The organism is Paraburkholderia agricolaris (assembly GCF_009455635.1).
GTDB lineage: Bacteria > Pseudomonadota > Gammaproteobacteria > Burkholderiales > Burkholderiaceae > Paraburkholderia > Paraburkholderia agricolaris.
The window spans coordinates 3,237,116-3,252,928 of the sequence record NZ_QPER01000001.1; the positions used below are offsets into that span (position 1 = coordinate 3,237,116).

At 62.1% G+C, this 15,813-nt stretch carries 12 protein-coding genes; 1 reads left to right on the forward strand and 11 read right to left on the reverse strand.

The genetic code is table 11. The features are described 5' to 3' along the window. Positions 1 to 20: 20 nt before the first annotated feature. Complete coding sequence (locus GH665_RS14245) at positions 21 to 1,418, reverse strand: sensor histidine kinase (RefSeq protein WP_153136398.1); 1,398 nt, start codon at positions 1,416 to 1,418, stop codon at positions 21 to 23. A gap of 13 nt (positions 1,419 to 1,431) precedes the next feature. After that, positions 1,432 to 2,109 carry a response regulator transcription factor gene (locus tag GH665_RS14250; protein WP_074286056.1) on the reverse strand — a complete coding sequence of 226 codons (678 nt, stop codon included), beginning with the start codon at positions 2,107 to 2,109 and terminating at the stop codon, positions 1,432 to 1,434. Positions 2,110 to 2,470: 361 nt separating this feature from the next. Between GH665_RS14250 and GH665_RS14255 the strand changes: the two genes are divergently transcribed. Next, positions 2,471 to 2,818 carry a DUF4148 domain-containing protein gene (locus GH665_RS14255; protein ID WP_153136399.1) on the forward strand — a complete coding sequence of 116 codons (348 nt, stop codon included), beginning with the start codon at positions 2,471 to 2,473 and terminating at the stop codon, positions 2,816 to 2,818. Between the two features lie 59 nt (positions 2,819 to 2,877). Here the strand turns inward: GH665_RS14255 and GH665_RS14260 are convergent, their stop codons facing one another. The 9 genes from GH665_RS14260 to GH665_RS14300 are packed head-to-tail and all read right to left on the reverse strand — an operon-like array spanning position 2,878 to position 15,727. Further along, positions 2,878 to 6,078, reverse strand: a complete 3,201-nt coding sequence (locus GH665_RS14260) for a multidrug efflux RND transporter permease subunit (protein ID WP_153136400.1) — start codon at positions 6,076 to 6,078, stop codon at positions 2,878 to 2,880. A 12-nt stretch (positions 6,079 to 6,090) separates the two neighbouring features. Next, a complete protein-coding gene (locus GH665_RS14265; RefSeq protein ID WP_153136401.1) occupies positions 6,091 to 6,639 on the reverse strand; it encodes a GNAT family N-acetyltransferase in 549 nt (182 codons plus the stop codon). 4 nt (positions 6,640 to 6,643) lie between these two features. Further along, complete coding sequence (locus GH665_RS14270) at positions 6,644 to 7,246, reverse strand: GNAT family N-acetyltransferase (protein WP_153136402.1); 603 nt, start codon at positions 7,244 to 7,246, stop codon at positions 6,644 to 6,646. Between the two features lie 4 nt (positions 7,247 to 7,250). After that, positions 7,251 to 8,612 (reverse strand): TldD/PmbA family protein, encoded by a 1,362-nt coding sequence (locus GH665_RS14275; protein WP_153136403.1) that lies wholly within the window; start codon positions 8,610 to 8,612, stop codon positions 7,251 to 7,253. Next, the gene (locus tag GH665_RS14280) at positions 8,612 to 10,048 is read right to left on the reverse strand and encodes a TldD/PmbA family protein (RefSeq protein WP_153136404.1); all 1,437 of its coding nucleotides are present in this window, start codon (positions 10,046 to 10,048) and stop codon (positions 8,612 to 8,614) included. The genes GH665_RS14275 and GH665_RS14280 overlap by 1 nt, the downstream gene beginning before the upstream one ends. Next, entirely contained in the window at positions 10,041 to 11,702 is a 1,662-nt protein-coding gene (locus GH665_RS14285) for an ABC transporter ATP-binding protein (protein WP_153136405.1), read from the reverse strand. The genes GH665_RS14280 and GH665_RS14285 overlap by 8 nt, the downstream gene beginning before the upstream one ends. Further along, positions 11,699 to 12,814: an ABC transporter permease gene (locus tag GH665_RS14290; RefSeq protein ID WP_153136406.1), complete on the reverse strand. Its 1,116-nt coding sequence runs from the start codon at positions 12,812 to 12,814 to the stop codon at positions 11,699 to 11,701. Before GH665_RS14290 ends, GH665_RS14285 begins: the two co-directional genes overlap by 4 nt. Continuing rightward, complete coding sequence (locus tag GH665_RS14295; protein WP_153136407.1) at positions 12,768 to 13,820, reverse strand: microcin C ABC transporter permease YejB; 1,053 nt, start codon at positions 13,818 to 13,820, stop codon at positions 12,768 to 12,770. Before GH665_RS14295 ends, GH665_RS14290 begins: the two co-directional genes overlap by 47 nt. 8 nt (positions 13,821 to 13,828) lie before the next feature. Then, positions 13,829 to 15,727, reverse strand: coding sequence for an extracellular solute-binding protein (locus GH665_RS14300; RefSeq protein WP_246216213.1), 1,899 nt, complete (start codon positions 15,725 to 15,727; stop codon positions 13,829 to 13,831). Positions 15,728 to 15,813: the final 86 nt, after the last annotated feature.

Below are 15,813 nucleotides of genomic sequence, written 5' to 3' on the forward strand. Positions count from 1 at the left end.
GATAAAGAGAACGCATAAGCTCATGCCAGCGTCCTCGACCAGCATTCGATGGAGATCCTCGTGCCAGGCTGCGCATTGCCGATCTTCATCGTGAAGTCATGCACCCGCATCACCGCCGAAACAATGCTTAAACCGAGCCCCGATCCGGCCAGGTGCCGCGTACTCTCCCCACGATAAAACCGCTGCAGGACCGCATCGCGTTCATCCGCGGCAATCCCCGGCCCGTTATCGACAATATCCACCTGCGGCCCCGCCGAAGTCTGCCGAAGCTCCATACGTACCGCACCACCCTCCGGCGTGAACTTGATCGCGTTATCCATCAGATTGCTCAACGCTTCGAACAGCAACGCGCGGTCGCCATGAATCGCGTCGACCGGTTGCGCATGCACGGACAGCTGAATCAGGCGGCTCTCGGCAAGCGGCTCGTAGAGTTCACCCACTTCCTGCACCAGCGTCTCCAGTTGCACCTCGCCGAATCCACCGCGGCGCTGCAGCGTGCCAATCTCGGAGATACGCAACATCGCGCGAAACCGGTCGAGCAAGGCATCGGTCTCGATCCGCGCGCGTTCCACCAATTGCGATAGCGCAGGATCGTCAAGCGAGTCGGTGTGCTCCGCCGCATGCGCGAGCAAGGTCCGCACATGCGCGAGCGGCGTGCGCAAATCGTGCGCGATACCATCGCACGCGCCCTTCACTTCATTCATGAGACGCTCGACTTCCGCGAGCATGTGGTTCACCAGATGCGCGAGCATATCCACTTCGTCGCGTCCGCCGATCGGCAGGCGTTGCGCAAGATCGCCCTGGGCAATACGCTGCGTGACGCGCCGGATCGCTTTCAGGCGGCGCATCTGCCGCACGCTCAGTGCAAGTCCACCCGCCACGCCTGCAAGCAGGCACACGATACCGCCGCCCACCAGCGCGTTGATGATGGTCTCGCGAATCCGCAGAATGTGCGTCAGATCACGGCCGATCACGAGCGTCGAGCCGTCCTTGCGCCGCTCGGCCATCGCGCGAACCACCGGCACCTGCTCGTTGCGTCCCTTCGCGAGCGCAAGATCGAGCGTCTTGCCAGTGCGATTGGTGGGAAGTTGCGTTGGATACGCGAGGACATCGCCGGCCAGTTGCCGGCCATCGGCCGCGAACAGGCCGTAGTAATTCGTATGCATGCGCTCGTGTTCGATACGCCGATGAATCGCGTCTACGAGGCCGGCATCAGGCACCGAATCGAAGTAGACCAGTTGCCAGTCCATCACGACATCCGTCTCGCGCTCCATATCGCCAGTCACGGCCCAGCCGATGTAGCCCAGCAACACCATCACCGAAAGCGAAAAGATAACCGCGTAAACCGATAGCAGGCGAAAGGTGGTGGAATGCCAGCGCCGCCCGAGCGCAGATTGAGCCGGGAAGGTTGTGTCCATCAAAATGGTCTGCTCATGCGAGGATATAACCCGAGCCGCGCACGGTCTGGATCATCGGCGTCACGCCGGGTGGGTCGATTTTCTTGCGCAGCCGGCCCATGTGTACGTCGATCAGATTGGTGCCCGGGTCGAAGTGGTAGCCCCACACCGCTTCGAACAGCATGGTGCGCGTGATGGTTTGTCCGGCATGCCGCATCATGAATTCGAGCACGCGATACTCGGTGGGCAGCAGGACGATCTCTTCGCCGTCGCGCTGCACCTTGCGGGAAATCAGATCGAGTTCGAGCGGACCGACCCGCAGATGCGTTTCGAGCGGCGTAGCCGGCGTTTGACTGCGACGCAGCAAAACTTCGAGACGCGCGGTCATTTCCTCGGGGTCGAACGGCTTGGTCAGATAATCGTCGCCGCCGGCGCGCAGGCCGCGCACCCGTTCGTCCACATCGCCCAGCGCGCTTAGCATCAGCACCGGCGTTTGAATGCCGATACTGCGCATGGTGGTCAGGATCGTGAGACCATCCACGCCCGGCAGCATGCGGTCGAGCGTGATCACGTCATAGTCTTCGCTGATCGCGCGCGCCATGCCGTCGCGGCCGTTGGCCACCCAATCCACGGTGAAGCCGCGACTTTTCAGCTCCCCGACAATTTCATTCGCGGTAATTTCATCATCTTCGATCGTCAATACTCGCGACATGATCATTGCATGCGCCGCCGCCAGCTCTACCGATGCGAGCGGTGGGCGCGACCGGTTATCAGTAGAAAGACATGATGCCATATTTGGCTTGCGCGTTCAGAGTACGGGCGTGCGATTCGACGGGTGTCGCCGCTTTGCCCCAGTGCCTGCCTGCAGGCTACGCGCGTGCGCATGGCGGATGAACATCCGCTTCATGAAGAAAAATTTAAGTTAGCTGCAAGGCCGCTGGGAGCGGGCGGCAGAACGATAAAACATATTTCATTTTCCCGACGCCGCTTCGGTAGGCTGCCTCAACTAGCCTACTGCCATCCCGCTGTTTCTCTAGCGGTCCGATTCGAACCTTATCGTGGATGGCACAAACATGAAGCTCGCAACCAGAACACTCGTCACTACCCTTCTGCTGATCGGCAGCGCATCGGCAATGGCTTCACCGGGTCTCACACAGCAGCAATGCAACGACTACCCGTTCAAACAGCTCAAAACCGAAGTCACGCACAAGCAGTTGATGAACGAACTCGGTGAACTGGAAGCGGTCGGCTACAGCCCGAGCAACGACGACGACGAATACCCGAGCGATCTGGAGCAGGCCGAGCAAAAACTGCAAGCCGAATATCGCGCGGACTGCATGCCGGCCGCGCACGCGTCCACAACCGCTACGCAAATGCCGGGCGGCGCAGCACCCGCAGCAGCGAATCAACCGGCTGGCTGAACGCTGCGTTCGACGCTGACGACGGCGCGGCGCCCAGGCGCCACACGGCCGCCGTCGCGTCATCGGCCGTTGGTCAACTGACCGCTTTCGCTCGCCGCCCGCTGGGCACGCCGCTCGTTACGCTTGCGGCGCAGCTCTGCGAGCCTCCGCCTGCTATAGGTTAGCGAGGCAACCGCATGAAACGCGACCGGCGCGAACACGAGGCCGAACAGCGTGGCCGCCAGCACCCCGCCAAATACGCCGGTGCCGATCGAGCGGCGGCTTTCGGCACCCGCCCCGCTCGACACTACGAGCGGCACGACGCCCAGCAGGAACGCCGCCGAGGTCATCACGATCGGCCGGAAGCGCGCCGCGGCCGCTTCGGTGACAGCACGCGTCAACGGCAGCCCCCGGCGATACAGGTCGCGCGCGAACTGCACGATCAGAATCGCGTTTTTCGCTGCAAGACCGATCACGGTAATCATGCCGACCTTGAAGTACACGTCGTTGGGCATGCCGCGCAGCAGTACGGCGGCGACTGCGCCGATCACGCCGAGCGGCACGACCATCAGCACGGCAAGCGGGATCGTCCAGCTTTCGTACAACGCAGCCAGCGCCATGAACACGGCCAGCACCGACAAGCCGATCAGCAACGGGGTAAGCCGCGCCGCAGCGGTTTCTTCACGCGCCGCGTCGACCCAGTCGTACGAAACGCCGAGCGGCAACGCAGCGGCGAGCCGTTCCATTTCGGCCATCGCCGCGCCCGAACTGTAGCCAGGCGCCGCGTGACCGCTCACGTCGAGCGACGGGTAGCCGTTGTAGCGGCTCAGCATCACCGGTCCAATGGACCAATGGCGCGACGCAATCGCCGACAGCGGCACCATGCCGCCCGTCGAGTTCGGCACCGAGAGCGCCATCAGATCGTCTTCGGTCATGCGGGTCGCGGCGTCGGCGGAGATCATCACCCGGCGCATGCGGCCGCCGGCAGGAAAGTCGTCGATATACGTCGAGCCGAAGGTGCTGCCCAGCACGTCAGAGATACGATCGAACGACACGCCGAGCGCGTACGCTTTCGCGCGGTCGATAATCAGCTCGACACGCGGCGCATCCGGCAAGTCCTCGGAATGCACCGATGCCAGCACGGGGCTCGCCTTTGCCTGCGCGAACAGTTGCTCACGTGCGGCCTTCAACGCGTCCAGCCCGACTCCACCGCGATCTTCGAGCCGGAACACGAAGCCGTCCGAATGCCCCAGACCCGGCACGGAAGGCGGCAATTGCGCCTCAACGTCGCCGTCGAGAATCTTGTCGAACCTCTCGTTGAGGCGATCCCGCAACGCCATCGCATCGGTGTCGCGCTTGCCCCAGTCTTTCAGTTCGACGAAACCCATTGCCACGTTCTGACCGCTGCCGGTAAAACTCCAGCCGATCACACTGGTGACGTGCGCAATCGCGGGCTCCATATGCAGGATGTTTTCCATCCCCTTGACCACGGCAAGCGTACGCGCCTGCGTGGCGCCGGCCGGCAATTGCACCATCACCTGCAACTGGCCCTGGTCTTCGCTCGGCAAAAAGCCGCCGGGCATTTGCCAGTACAGCACGCCGCATACGCCGACCAGCACGGCATAAATGACCAGCATCGGTCCAATACGGCGCAGCGTTCTCGCGGTCAGCCCACGATAGCCGCTCGCTGTGCGATCGAAACCGGCGGTGAAATGACTTGCCGCGCGCGCCGCGAAACCGAGCGGGCCGCGGCGGGCATCGCGCTCACTCACCGGATGCTTGTGCGCTTTCAGCAGATTCGCGCACAACGCGGGCGTCAGCGACAAAGCCATGAACGACGACACCAGCATCGAGGCGATCATCGCCACCGCGAATTGCCGGTAAATACCGCCGACGCCGCCTGGAAAGAATGCCATCGGCACGAACACGGCAGTCAGGACGGCGGTCACGCCGACGATCGCACCGCCGATTTGCGACATCGCTTTACGGGTTGCCTCACGCGGCGGCAAGCCTTCTTCTTCCATCACGCGATGCACGCTTTCCACCACCACGATCGCATCGTCGACGAGGATACCGATGGCGAGCACGAGGCCGAACATCGTGAACACGTTGATCGACAGGCCGCAGACGTAAATCGCGAGAAACGCGCCCATCAGCGTGACCGGAATCACCACCGTCGGCACCAGCGTGTAGCGCAGATCGCGCAGGAACAGCCACATCACGAAGAACACCAGCACCACCGCTTCCGCCAGCGTGACCAGCACTTCACGAATCGCGATCTGCACGAAATGGGCGTTGTCGAACGGGATTTCGACCGCCACACCAGGCGGCAAGGTTTTCGAAAGTTCAGCCAGCCGCGCGCGGATCGCGTTGGACGTCTCGAGCGCATTGCCGCGCGGCCCGAGTTGAATACCCACGGTTGCGGCGGCCTTGCCGTTCAGGCGGGAATAGTACGAGTAGTTGTCGCGCCCGAGCTCGACCCGCGCGACGTCCCGCAAGCGCACGGCCGAGCCGTCGGGCAATGCCTTGAGCACGATCTGTCCGAACTCGGCGGGCGAGATCAGTTGCCCCTTCACGCTCACCGAGGCGGTCAATTGCTGCCCCGGAACGAACGGCGCGTCGCCCAGCGTGCCGGCCGTTACGGTGGCATTCTGCGCGGCGATCGCGGCGTTGACTTCGGCGGCACCGAGGCCGTATTCGCGCAGCTTCATCGGATCGAGCCAGATGCGCAGCGCCTCGTCGGCGTCCCACAACTCGGCCGCGCCCACACCCGGCGCGCGCTTCAGTTCACGCAAGACGTAGCGGCTCAGGTAATCGCTCAGTTGCACGGAATCGCGCGAGCCGTCCGTCGATGTCAGCGCAACCAGCATCAGGAACGTATTGGCCGCCTTGAATACGCTAATGCCCTGCTGCACGACCTGTTGCGGCAGGCGCGGCTCGACCTGCTTGAGACGGTTCTGGATGTCGACCAGCGCGAGATCCGGGTTAGTGCCCGGCGCAAAGGTCGCGTCGATCTCGAGATTGCCGAGATTGTCGCTAGTCGTTTCGTAGTACAGCATATTGTCGGCGCCATCGAGACTTTCCTCGATGATGCTGCCGACGTTCGCATCGACCACCTCCGTGGCGGCGCCCGGATAGGTGGCGCTGATCACGATACGCGGCGGTGCCAGACGCGGATACTGCGCCACCGGCAGTTGCGGAATGGCGAGCGCGCCCGCTACCACAATAGCGAGCGCAACAATCCATGCGAAGACCGGGCGGTCGATGAAAAAAAATGGCACGCAATAGTCCGTTCAGATTGGCTGGAGGCGCGGCGCGTCAACGAGGCGGGCCATATGCAGCACGTCGGCCAGTATGCCGTCGCGCATCGCGAAACCGCGCGAGCGGCCTTCTTCGACAAAGCCGAACTTGCGATACAGCGCAATCGCCGGCGCGTTGTCGAGAAACACCGTGAGGTCGATACGGCGCAAACCGAGCGACGCGTCCGCGCAATCCGTCAGCCCCTGCAGAAGCGCCGAGCCGACACCGCGCCCATGATACGCGTCATGCACGGCCAATCCTAAGTGCGCGCAATGCGCGCGACTGGGCCGCTGGACCTCCAAGCCTGCGTGGCCGACCATGTGCCCGTCAATCGTTGCACACACGTTCACACCGTCTTTGAGGCGCCGCTCGTACCATATCTTGAGTTGGTCGGCGCTGCGGTAGCCGACCGACAACGTGCCGCGCCGCACGCCAGGCAAGCTCATGATATCGGCGAACGCGTCCATATCGGACGATTCAAGTGCGCGAATCGTAATACGATTGTCGAGCGCGGCGCCGTGCTGCACCGTTTCTTCTTTCATAGTCCTATTCCGCTACGATGCTGGCGGCTGCCGGCTCATTGTGGATTGCCGGTGGCGCCGACATCCATAGCGGTGCCTCGCGCAGCCGCGCCATGAAATAGCAGTCGATCAGGACGCCACGGCGCAACACCGCACCTCGCTGATGCGCTTCGATCTCGAAGCCGAACTTGCGATAGAGTGCGAGCGCCGCATGGTTGTCGGCGAAGACATGCAACTCGAGACGGCGCAGACCGAGCCAGTTATCGGCCAGATCGAGTAGTTCGGCCATCAGCGCCGAGCCGATGCCGCGCCGGTGCCATGCGTCGTGAACACCAATGCCGATCGACGCGGCATGCGCGCGGCGCCCCTTGAAAGGCGTGAACTCCGCCTCGCCCACCAGGGTATCGCCAACCGTCGCGGCGATCGCGATCTCGGGGGGCGCGAGTTTTTCGAGGTATTCGCGCGAGCTGGCCAGCGTCTGAAACGGTACGTGCGGATTGCCGTTCACCACGGCCGGCAACTGCCACATGGCATGGAATTGTTCGACGTCGGAAACACGCAATGCGCGCAGCTTCAAACCCTCGGGTAAGCCCCCTGAACTGGATTTTGTTCTTATGTCTTGATTCATAGGCTCATAACGTCAATTCGAATGACCTCGCCAGGATGCCGGGCAATTGCATGCCGCCCGTGGCGCGCTCGCCCCATGTCGAATCGCTCAATAGCAATTGCGCCTGCGAGCCGAGTTCTTCGAGTTCGCTGCCGAGCAGGCGGTACAAACTGTCGTCGAAACGCATGGCATCCAGCGGCGCAACGATCTGCCCGTTTTCGACCCAGAAGGTCGCGAAACGCGTCATGCCGGTCAGGCGGCAATTCATCCGGTCGGAGAAATTGACGTACCAGAGATTGCCAATGTAGAGACCCGTATCGAGCTTTGCCAGCACGTCTTCTTCCCGCAGATCGCCTGCTTGCATCGAGAGCGCGGCCGGCGACTCGCCCGCCAGCGCACCGTTAGGCGTCAAGCCGTACTCGCGCGCGCTGCGGGCATTGGTCAGGCGTTCGGCGCTGCGGCCGGCCTGGATCAGCGAGACGCTTTCGCGCAGGTAGCCGTCGTCGTTGAAGCCGGGTGTAATGCCGAGATTCAGATCTTCGCTGATCGTGACGCGCGGGTCGACTACGATTTCTCCCACATGCAGCTTGTACAACTCGCTGCGCGAACTCGCCTGGGCGCGCGCGGAGAAACCGCTCCATGCGGTCACGCCGAGCAGTTCGGCCAGTGCTTCAGGCGCCAGATACGAGCGATAACGCCCCGGCGCCAGGGTGCGCGGCGTGCGCGCGAGCACCGACAGACGCGCTGCGGCCTGTTCGACCTTGCGGGCGAAAACCGTGTCGCTCCAGTCGTCGCCGGCGTAAGTCGTTTTGATCGCACGACCGCTCGGGTCGTACAGCGACCAGCTGAAATTGAAGTTGTCGACTTCGTACCAGCCGCGGCTGCCACCCGTGGACGCAAAGCCCCGCACAATCGTGCCGCCCGCGTAAAAACCCACGAAATCCAGCCCTTGCGCGCATTCGGCGACCACGCGCAGCAAGCCAGCCGGCTCCGGCAGCTTGCCCGAACGTTGGGTGGTGCGCGCCCATTGCGTCGTGTCGATCAGCAGATGCGGGTCATCCGCCGCACCACGCAGACCTTCGCGCAAGGTGGCGAGCGCCGCGCTCACATCGTCCAGATCCTGTTGCAGATCGCCGCAGATTGTCAGCGTCGAATAGGCCTGGCGTGCGCCGTCGATCAAGCGCAAGGTCAGCTTGCCTTGCGACACGCTGCCGATCTGCCGCACCCGGCCCAGGTTGAAACGGATAAAGTCGGATTGCTCGCCGGCAAATGAACTCAGCGTGGTTTCCGAGCCCTGCTGCAGGCGCTCGATAGCGTCGGCCAGCGCGGTGAAATGCTGCTGCCAGTCGACCGCTGCAGCGGCGCGCGAGGAGATGAACTGGCTCATCAGGCGCCTCCGAACACGTCGATGTTGCTGAACACACACGCCGGCGACGCGTGGCCGACGCGAATGATCTGCGCCGGTTCGCCCTTGCCGCACATGGACGTGCCGTACACCTCGCGCGTCTGCGCATTCCCCACCGCGCTCAGGCTACGCCAGAAATTCGCTGAAATACCGCGGTAATTCGGCTGTTTGACGACCTGGGTGAGCTTGCCGTTTTCGATCAGCTGACCGAACTCGCAGCCGAACTGGAATTTGTTGCGATGGTCGTCGATCGACCAGGACGTATTGGTGCGCATCAGAATACCGTGTTCGATGTTGCCGATCATCTGCGCGAGCGAATGCTCGCCGGGTTCGATGTTCAGATTCGCCATCCGGTCTATCGGCGGGCGGTTCCAGTTCGAGGCACGCGAATTCGCCACGCCCGCCATCTGCGCGCGCTGCTGCGAAAGCGCGCCGCCGAGCGGACGTTCGAGCACGCCGTCGCGGATCAGATACTGTTTTTTCGCCTCAGTGCCGTCGTCGTCGAAGGCGTACGCGGCGGCTTCCTCGCGCAAATCCGGATCGAAGGTCACGTTCAGCAGTTCCGAACCGTAGCGGTACGAGCCAAACATCTCCTTCTTGACGAAGCTCCAGCCGGCAAAATTGCGCTCGTCGCCGAGAATGCGATCGAGCTCGAGCGGATGGCCGATCGATTCGTGAATCTGCAACATCATCTGATCGGGCATCAGCAGCAAATCGCGCTTGCCCGACGGGCAATTCGGCGCGGCCAGCAATTGCAGCGCTTCATTGGCGACACGCGCACCTGAGCCGTCGAAGCCGAAACGCGCCAGCACTTCCATGCCACCCTGCCCCAGCGTGCCGTAGTTGCCGCCGAGCGTACGCACCTGTGTATCGCCGTCCGCGTGGGCGGCCACGCTCAATTGCGGCATCACGAACTGGAACCGCTGATTGATCCGCACGCCGTCGCTAGTCACGTAGAGCTGATCGGTATGCGTGATCTGCACGGCCGCGACACGCTCCACAATGCGCGCATCGAGATTCGCACCCGCGCATTCCACGCTGAGGCGCTCCAGCCACTCGGCGCGGCTCGGCAACGCATGCTGCGCATTCGGCGATACATAGTGGCCGCTCACGGCCGGGCGCGCCACCTCGCGATGGTCGATCAACGACAAGGCCGCGCTCGCCTCCGCGCGCGCCGTGGCGAGATCCAGCGCTTGCTGCAGACCGGCGGCGCTCAGATTCGCGGTAGCCGCATAGCCTGCGCCCGCGCCCGCCCATGCGATCAGCATTGCGCCACGATCGCGCACTGTACGCATGGGTTGCGCGATGTCGTTGCGGATCTCGTGGTCGTCGATCTGTTCGTCGACAATGCGCAGCGACCAGAATGCCGCGCGGCTACCAAGCGATCGGGCGGCTTGCGCCCAACGTTCGTCAATCATTGGCAGTTCCCGTAGGAGTCTCGGTTGCACCCGCCGGCGACACGATCAGCGACGACGCGAGCAACGACTGGGTGTAAGGATGCGACGGCGCGTGCAGCACATCAAGGGTGTCGCCCGCTTCAACGATGCGTCCTGACTTCATCACGATCACGCGATGCGCCATGGCTCGCATCACCGCCAGATCGTGCGTAATGAACAAATAGCTAAGCTTGTACTTTTTCTGCAGATTTGTCAGCAGATTCAGCACCTGTTTCTGGATGGATACATCGAGCGCACTGGTCGGTTCATCGAGCACCAGCAATTCCGGCTCGACCGCCAACGCGCGCGCAATCGCAATACGCTGGCGCTGGCCGCCGGAAAACTCGTGCGGATAGCGCAGCATGGCGTCCGCGGGCATGCCCACTTCCTCCAGCAAACCACCCACGCGGGCGCGCCGCGCCCTGGCGTCCATGTCGGGCTGATGCATGGTCAGGCCTTCGCTGACGATTTGCTCCACCGTCATGCGCGGCGACAGCGAGCCAAACGGGTCCTGAAACACGACCTGCATGCGCGAATACAGCGCCCGGCGCGAACGCGCGGTTTTCAGCGTGGCCAGCGGCAAACCGTCGATATGGATCTGACCGGCCGCCGGCCGCTGCAAGCCGAGTACAGTTGCGGCCAGCGTCGATTTACCGGATCCCGATTCGCCGACGATGCCGAGCGTCTCGCCGCGCCGCACGCTCAGGTCGACGTCGTGCACCGCGCGGAACGTGGAGCGCCCGAACAGGGAACGCCAGCCCTTCGCAGACGTGCTGTAGTCGACCGCGAGTCCCTGCACCTCGAGCAAACGCCGCGCACCTGGCTCGACCGGCGCCACCGCACGCTGCGGCTCGCTGTCCAGCAGGCGCTGGGTGTAGGGATGCTGTGGGTTGGAGAACAGGGCTTCAGTCGTATTGGTCTCGACCAGCACGCCCTTCTCCATCACCGCGACGCGTTGCGCGAAGCGCTTCACCAGATTCAGGTCGTGCGTGATCAGCAACACGGCCATGCCGCGCTCGGCAGCCTCCTGCTCCTGCAATGCGATCAATAGATCGACGATCTGCTGACGCACGGTGACGTCGAGCGCGGTGGTCGGTTCGTCGGCAAGCAGCAGGCGTGGCCGGCATGCCAGCGCCATCGCGATCATCGCGCGCTGCCGCTGGCCACCTGACAGTTGATGCGGAAAGCTGTCGATGCGCCGTTCCGGCTCAGGGATACCCGTGCGCCTGAGCAACTCGATACCGCGCTTGCGCGCCGCATTCGGCCGCAAGCCCTCATGCAGACGCAAACTTTCAGCGATCTGCTTGCCGATCGTGAAAAGCGGATTGAGCGCTGTCATCGGTTCCTGAAACACCATTGCCACATCGGCGCCGCGCAGGCCACGCATCTGCTGCTCGGTTTTCTGCAGCAGATCTTCGCCGTCCAGCAGCATGCGGCCGCTCAGCTCCGCATGCTCGACGAGTCGCAAGATAGACAACGCGGTGACGCTCTTGCCGGAACCCGATTCGCCGACAAGCGCAACGCGCTCGCCCCTCGCAATCGAGAGACTTAGTTCATGCACTGCAATCTTGTCGCCGAAGCGCACCGAGAAGCGATCAATCTCGAGCAAGGGCCGATTGGCTTTGGCTTCGTTCATCGCGGACCTCCACCAAAGGCCGAACCGCGCTTGCGCGTGTCGAGCGCATTGCGCAGCGCGTCACCCATGAAGGTCAACAGCAGCAACGTAATCACCAGCGCGGCGAAAGCCGAAATCGAAATCCACCAGGCGTCGAGATTATTCTTGCCTTCCTGAAGCAATTCGCCGAGGCTCGGTGTGGGCGGCGGCACACCCAGCCCGAGGAAGTCGAGACTGGTCAGCGACAGAATCGCCGCACTCATGCGAAACGGCAGAAACGTAATCACCGGTGTCAGACTGTTCGGCAGCACATGGCGCCACATGATCTGCCAGTTCGAGAGACCCATGGTGCGTGCCGCCTTCACATAATCGAGCGAACGGTTGCGCAGGAACTCGGCGCGCACGTAGTCGGACAACACGAGCCAGCCGAACATCGACAGAAGAATGAAGAGCAGCCATAGCGTCGGCTCGAAGATCGACGCGAAGATGATCAGCAGATACAGGTCAGGCATCGAGCTCCATATCTCGATCAGACGCTGGCCGATCAGGTCGGTGCGTCCGCCATAAAAACCCTGCACCGCGCCAGTCAATACGCCGATCAGGACGCCGGATACCGTGAGCGCGAGCGCCATCAATACCGAGAGCCGGAAACCGTATAACAGCCGCGCAAGCACGTCGCGGCCGAACTGATCCGTGCCGAGCCAGTTGCTCCGGGTGGGCGGCGCCGGATACGGATGGGCCGCGAAGTAGTCGATCGTGTCGTAGTGGAAATGATTCGGCGGATAGATCGCAAAGTTGCCGTTCGATTCGAGTCGCGAACGGATATACGGATCGAGGTAATTCGCACGGGCAGGAAAATCGCCGCCGAAGATCTTCTCCGAATAGTCCTTTACGATAGGGAAATAGTAGTGCCCGTCATAGCGGACAATCAGCGGACGATCGTTGGACAACACCTCGCCGAACAGACTGATGACGAACAGCGATACTAAGATCACGAGACTCCAGTAACCGAGCCGCTGCTGCCTGAAGCGCCACCATGTGCGCCGCCAGGGAGACGGCGACGCCACGTGCGCCGCGCCGGACAGATCAGCGGTCCAGGCGGTTGAATTGGATGCGGGGGTCGACGAGGACATAGCAGACGTCAGCAATGAGTTTGGTTACGAGAGCGATCAGCGTGAACAGAAACAGGGAACCGAGCACGACCGGATAGTCACGACGAATCACCGAGTCATACGAAAGTTGGCCCATGCCGTCGAGCGAAAACAAGGTTTCAATCAACAGATTGCCGTTCAGGAAAGCTCCCACGAAGGCGGCCGGCAAGCCGGTCAGCAACGGAATCGCGGCATTGCGCAGCACGTGTTTCCACAGCACGTCGCGCTCCGGCGCACCCTTGGCGCGCGCGGTCAAAACGTATTGACGTCCAATCTCCTCGAGGAAGGTGTTCTTGGTCAGGATCGTGACGATCGCGAAGTTGCCGACCACCGAAGCCGTGACCGGCAGCACGATGTGCCACAAGTAGTCAAGCAGCTTGCCGAAGGTGCTGAGATCGCTGAAGTTGTCCGAGGTCAGGCCGCGCATCGGAAACACCTGCCAGAAGGTGCCGCCGCCGAACAGCATCAGCAACAGCACGCCGAGCACGAAACCTGGAATCGCATAGCCGGCCAGCACCAGGACACTGGTCACCGTATCGAAGCGCGAGCCATTGCGCACTGCTTTCGCAATACCTAACGGCACCGATATCAGGTACGTGAGCATCACTGTCCATAAGCCGAGCGTGATCGACACCGGCAACTTCGATTTGATGACGTCCCACACGCTATCGTGCTGATAGTAGGACCGGCCGAGATCAAAACTCGCGTAGCGCTTGAGCATCAACACGTAACGTTCGAGCGGGGGTTTGTCGAAGCCGAACTGCTTCTTGATCTGCTCGAGCTGTTGCGGATCGACACCCTGGCTGCCGTGATAGCCGCCGCCCCCCGCCCCCGCCTCTCCGCCACGGCCAACGCCGTGGCGGAGTTGCGTCATCACCTGTTCGACCGGCCCACCCGGCACGAACTGCGTGACGACAAAAGTGAGCGTGACCACGCCGAGCAACGTCGGCACCATCAACAGCAATCGTCTGAGAATGTAGGCAAGCATGCTGTTCCTCAGTGCGCAAGCGCCGTGGTTGAGCCGGCGGACTGCGCCGTCTGAAGTTGTTGTGCCGTCTGTTCGTTCGACGCTTTCACGTACCAGTAGTCGATCACCCAGTCCTCATACAGATATGAATTCGGTACGATCTTCGGAAAACCGATTGTCCTCTTGTAGCCGATGCGCGCGTCCGGTGCGTAGTACTCGGGCACGAGATAAAACGAGTAGATCAGCACGCGATCCAGCGCACGGGTCGCGGCTTCCAGATCGTCGAGATTGGTAGCGGAGAGCGCGGAGTGAATCAGGGAGTCGACCGCCTTTGAACGAATACCCGAATAGTTCTCGGAGCCGATCTCAGATGCGGCCGCACTGCCGAAACGGCGTGTCAGTTCAGCGCCCGGAATCGTGACCGGCGGATAGATGAAGGTGGTCATGTCGTACTCGAAATTATCCAGGCGCTTTTCATACAACGCACTGTCGATCTCGCGCATATGAGCATGGATGCCGAGCATGTCGAGCGCCTGCATATACGGCAGGATCAGGCGATCCATGCCGGGCTGATCGTCCATGATCTCGATCGTCATCGACGTACCGTTGGCATCGCGCAATGCGCCGTCGCGATAGTGCCAACCGGCTTGCGCCAGCAGATCGCGCGCGACGCGCAAATTGCCGCGCAGGGAATTCGGCGGGATCGTGTCGGGCTGCTTGAACATTGGACCGAACACCTCGGGCGGCACGCTGCCGCGCAATGGTTCGAGCAGCGCCAGTTCCTTCTTGCCCGGCATGCCGGTCGCGCCGAACGGACTGGCCTCGAAAAAACTGCTGGTGCGCCGGTATTGGCCGTAGAACATCATCCGGTTCATCCAGTCGTAATCGAGTGCCAGCGTCAAGGCATGGCGCACGCGCGGGTCCTGGAACATCGGCTTGCGCATATTCATCAGCATGCCCTGCATCTGCGCGGGACCGTCGGCGAATTCGCCTTTTTTCAATAGCCCGTTGTCGAAGTTTTTGCCGACATACTTGCGGGCCCACTGCGTTGCGCTGTATTCGACGATAACGTCCGCGTCGCCCGCCTTGAAGGCTTCGAGTTGCGTGTAATGATCGCGATACAGATTGAACGTGATCCGCGCGAAGCGGAACATGCCGCGTCGCGACGGCAGATTCGCCGCCCAGTAGTCCGGATTGCGGCGATATGTAATCTGCTTGTCGTTTTTACGGCTCTCGATCAGATACGCGCCGCTGCTGATCGGCGGCGCGGATGAGATCTGATCGAATGGTGGACGTTTGCCGTCAGGCTGGATCCCCCACTTCGGCGAGAAGATCGGCAGGTCGCCGGCAATCAGCGGCGCATCGCGTTCCGGATGCTTGAAGTCGAAACGGACCGTGCTCCTGTCGATCACCGTCGCGCTTTTGATGATCGAGAACTGCGCGTTGAACAGCGGCGATGCCTGCGGACTCGCCAGAGTGTCGTACGAATATTTGACGTCGGCGGCGGTGATCGGATCGCCGTTGGAAAAGCGTGCGGCGGGGTTGATATGGAATGTCGCCGAGGTCAAATCCGCGGCCACCTCCACATCGTCGGCGATCAGCGGATATTCGGAGGCCAGTTCGTCCCAGCTACGCTGCATCAGCGTATCGAACATCAGATTCTGAATGTCGGGCGCAGGCGCACCGCGCACCAGAAACGGATTCAGCGAATCGTAGGTCTGCAGTTCGCTATAGTTTTCGAAACTCAACGAGCCGTTCGCCAGCGCGTCGGGATTCGCATAGTCGAAGTGCGTGAAATCGGCGGGATATTTCGGTTGATCGTATTGAGCAATCGAAGGGCGTGCGTGCACCGGTGCAGCGAATGCGCCGAGCAGCGCGATAAGCGTCGCGACGGTCAGTGCGACTCTTGAGTTGAGGCGGGCAAGCATGGTTGTCCTCATTGAACCAGGTTGGCCGCAAGCAATTGCGCAATGACGCCAGCAAGCGCCCGCGAATGCTGGAACATCATGTGTAG

Bases quoted from the DNA above. Each gene is read 5' to 3' on its own strand.
- GH665_RS14245 (WP_153136398.1), bottom strand. From the start codon at position 1,418: ATGGACACAACCTTCCCGGCTCAATCTGCGCTCGGGCGGCGCTGGCAT.
- GH665_RS14250 (WP_074286056.1), bottom strand. From the start codon at position 2,109: ATGTCGCGAGTATTGACGATCGAAGATGATGAAATTACCGCGAATGAA.
- GH665_RS14255 (WP_153136399.1), top strand. From the start codon at position 2,471: ATGAAGCTCGCAACCAGAACACTCGTCACTACCCTTCTGCTGATCGGC.
- GH665_RS14265 (WP_153136401.1), bottom strand. From the start codon at position 6,639: ATGAAAGAAGAAACGGTGCAGCACGGCGCCGCGCTCGACAATCGTATT.
- GH665_RS14270 (WP_153136402.1), bottom strand. From the start codon at position 7,246: ATGAATCAAGACATAAGAACAAAATCCAGTTCAGGGGGCTTACCCGAG.
- GH665_RS14275 (WP_153136403.1), bottom strand. From the start codon at position 8,612: ATGAGCCAGTTCATCTCCTCGCGCGCCGCTGCAGCGGTCGACTGGCAG.
- GH665_RS14280 (WP_153136404.1), bottom strand. From the start codon at position 10,048: ATGATTGACGAACGTTGGGCGCAAGCCGCCCGATCGCTTGGTAGCCGC.
- GH665_RS14285 (WP_153136405.1), bottom strand. From the start codon at position 11,702: ATGAACGAAGCCAAAGCCAATCGGCCCTTGCTCGAGATTGATCGCTTC.
- GH665_RS14290 (WP_153136406.1), bottom strand. From the start codon at position 12,814: ATGTCCTCGTCGACCCCCGCATCCAATTCAACCGCCTGGACCGCTGAT.
- GH665_RS14295 (WP_153136407.1), bottom strand. From the start codon at position 13,820: ATGCTTGCCTACATTCTCAGACGATTGCTGTTGATGGTGCCGACGTTG.
- GH665_RS14300 (WP_246216213.1), bottom strand. From the start codon at position 15,727: ATGCTTGCCCGCCTCAACTCAAGAGTCGCACTGACCGTCGCGACGCTT.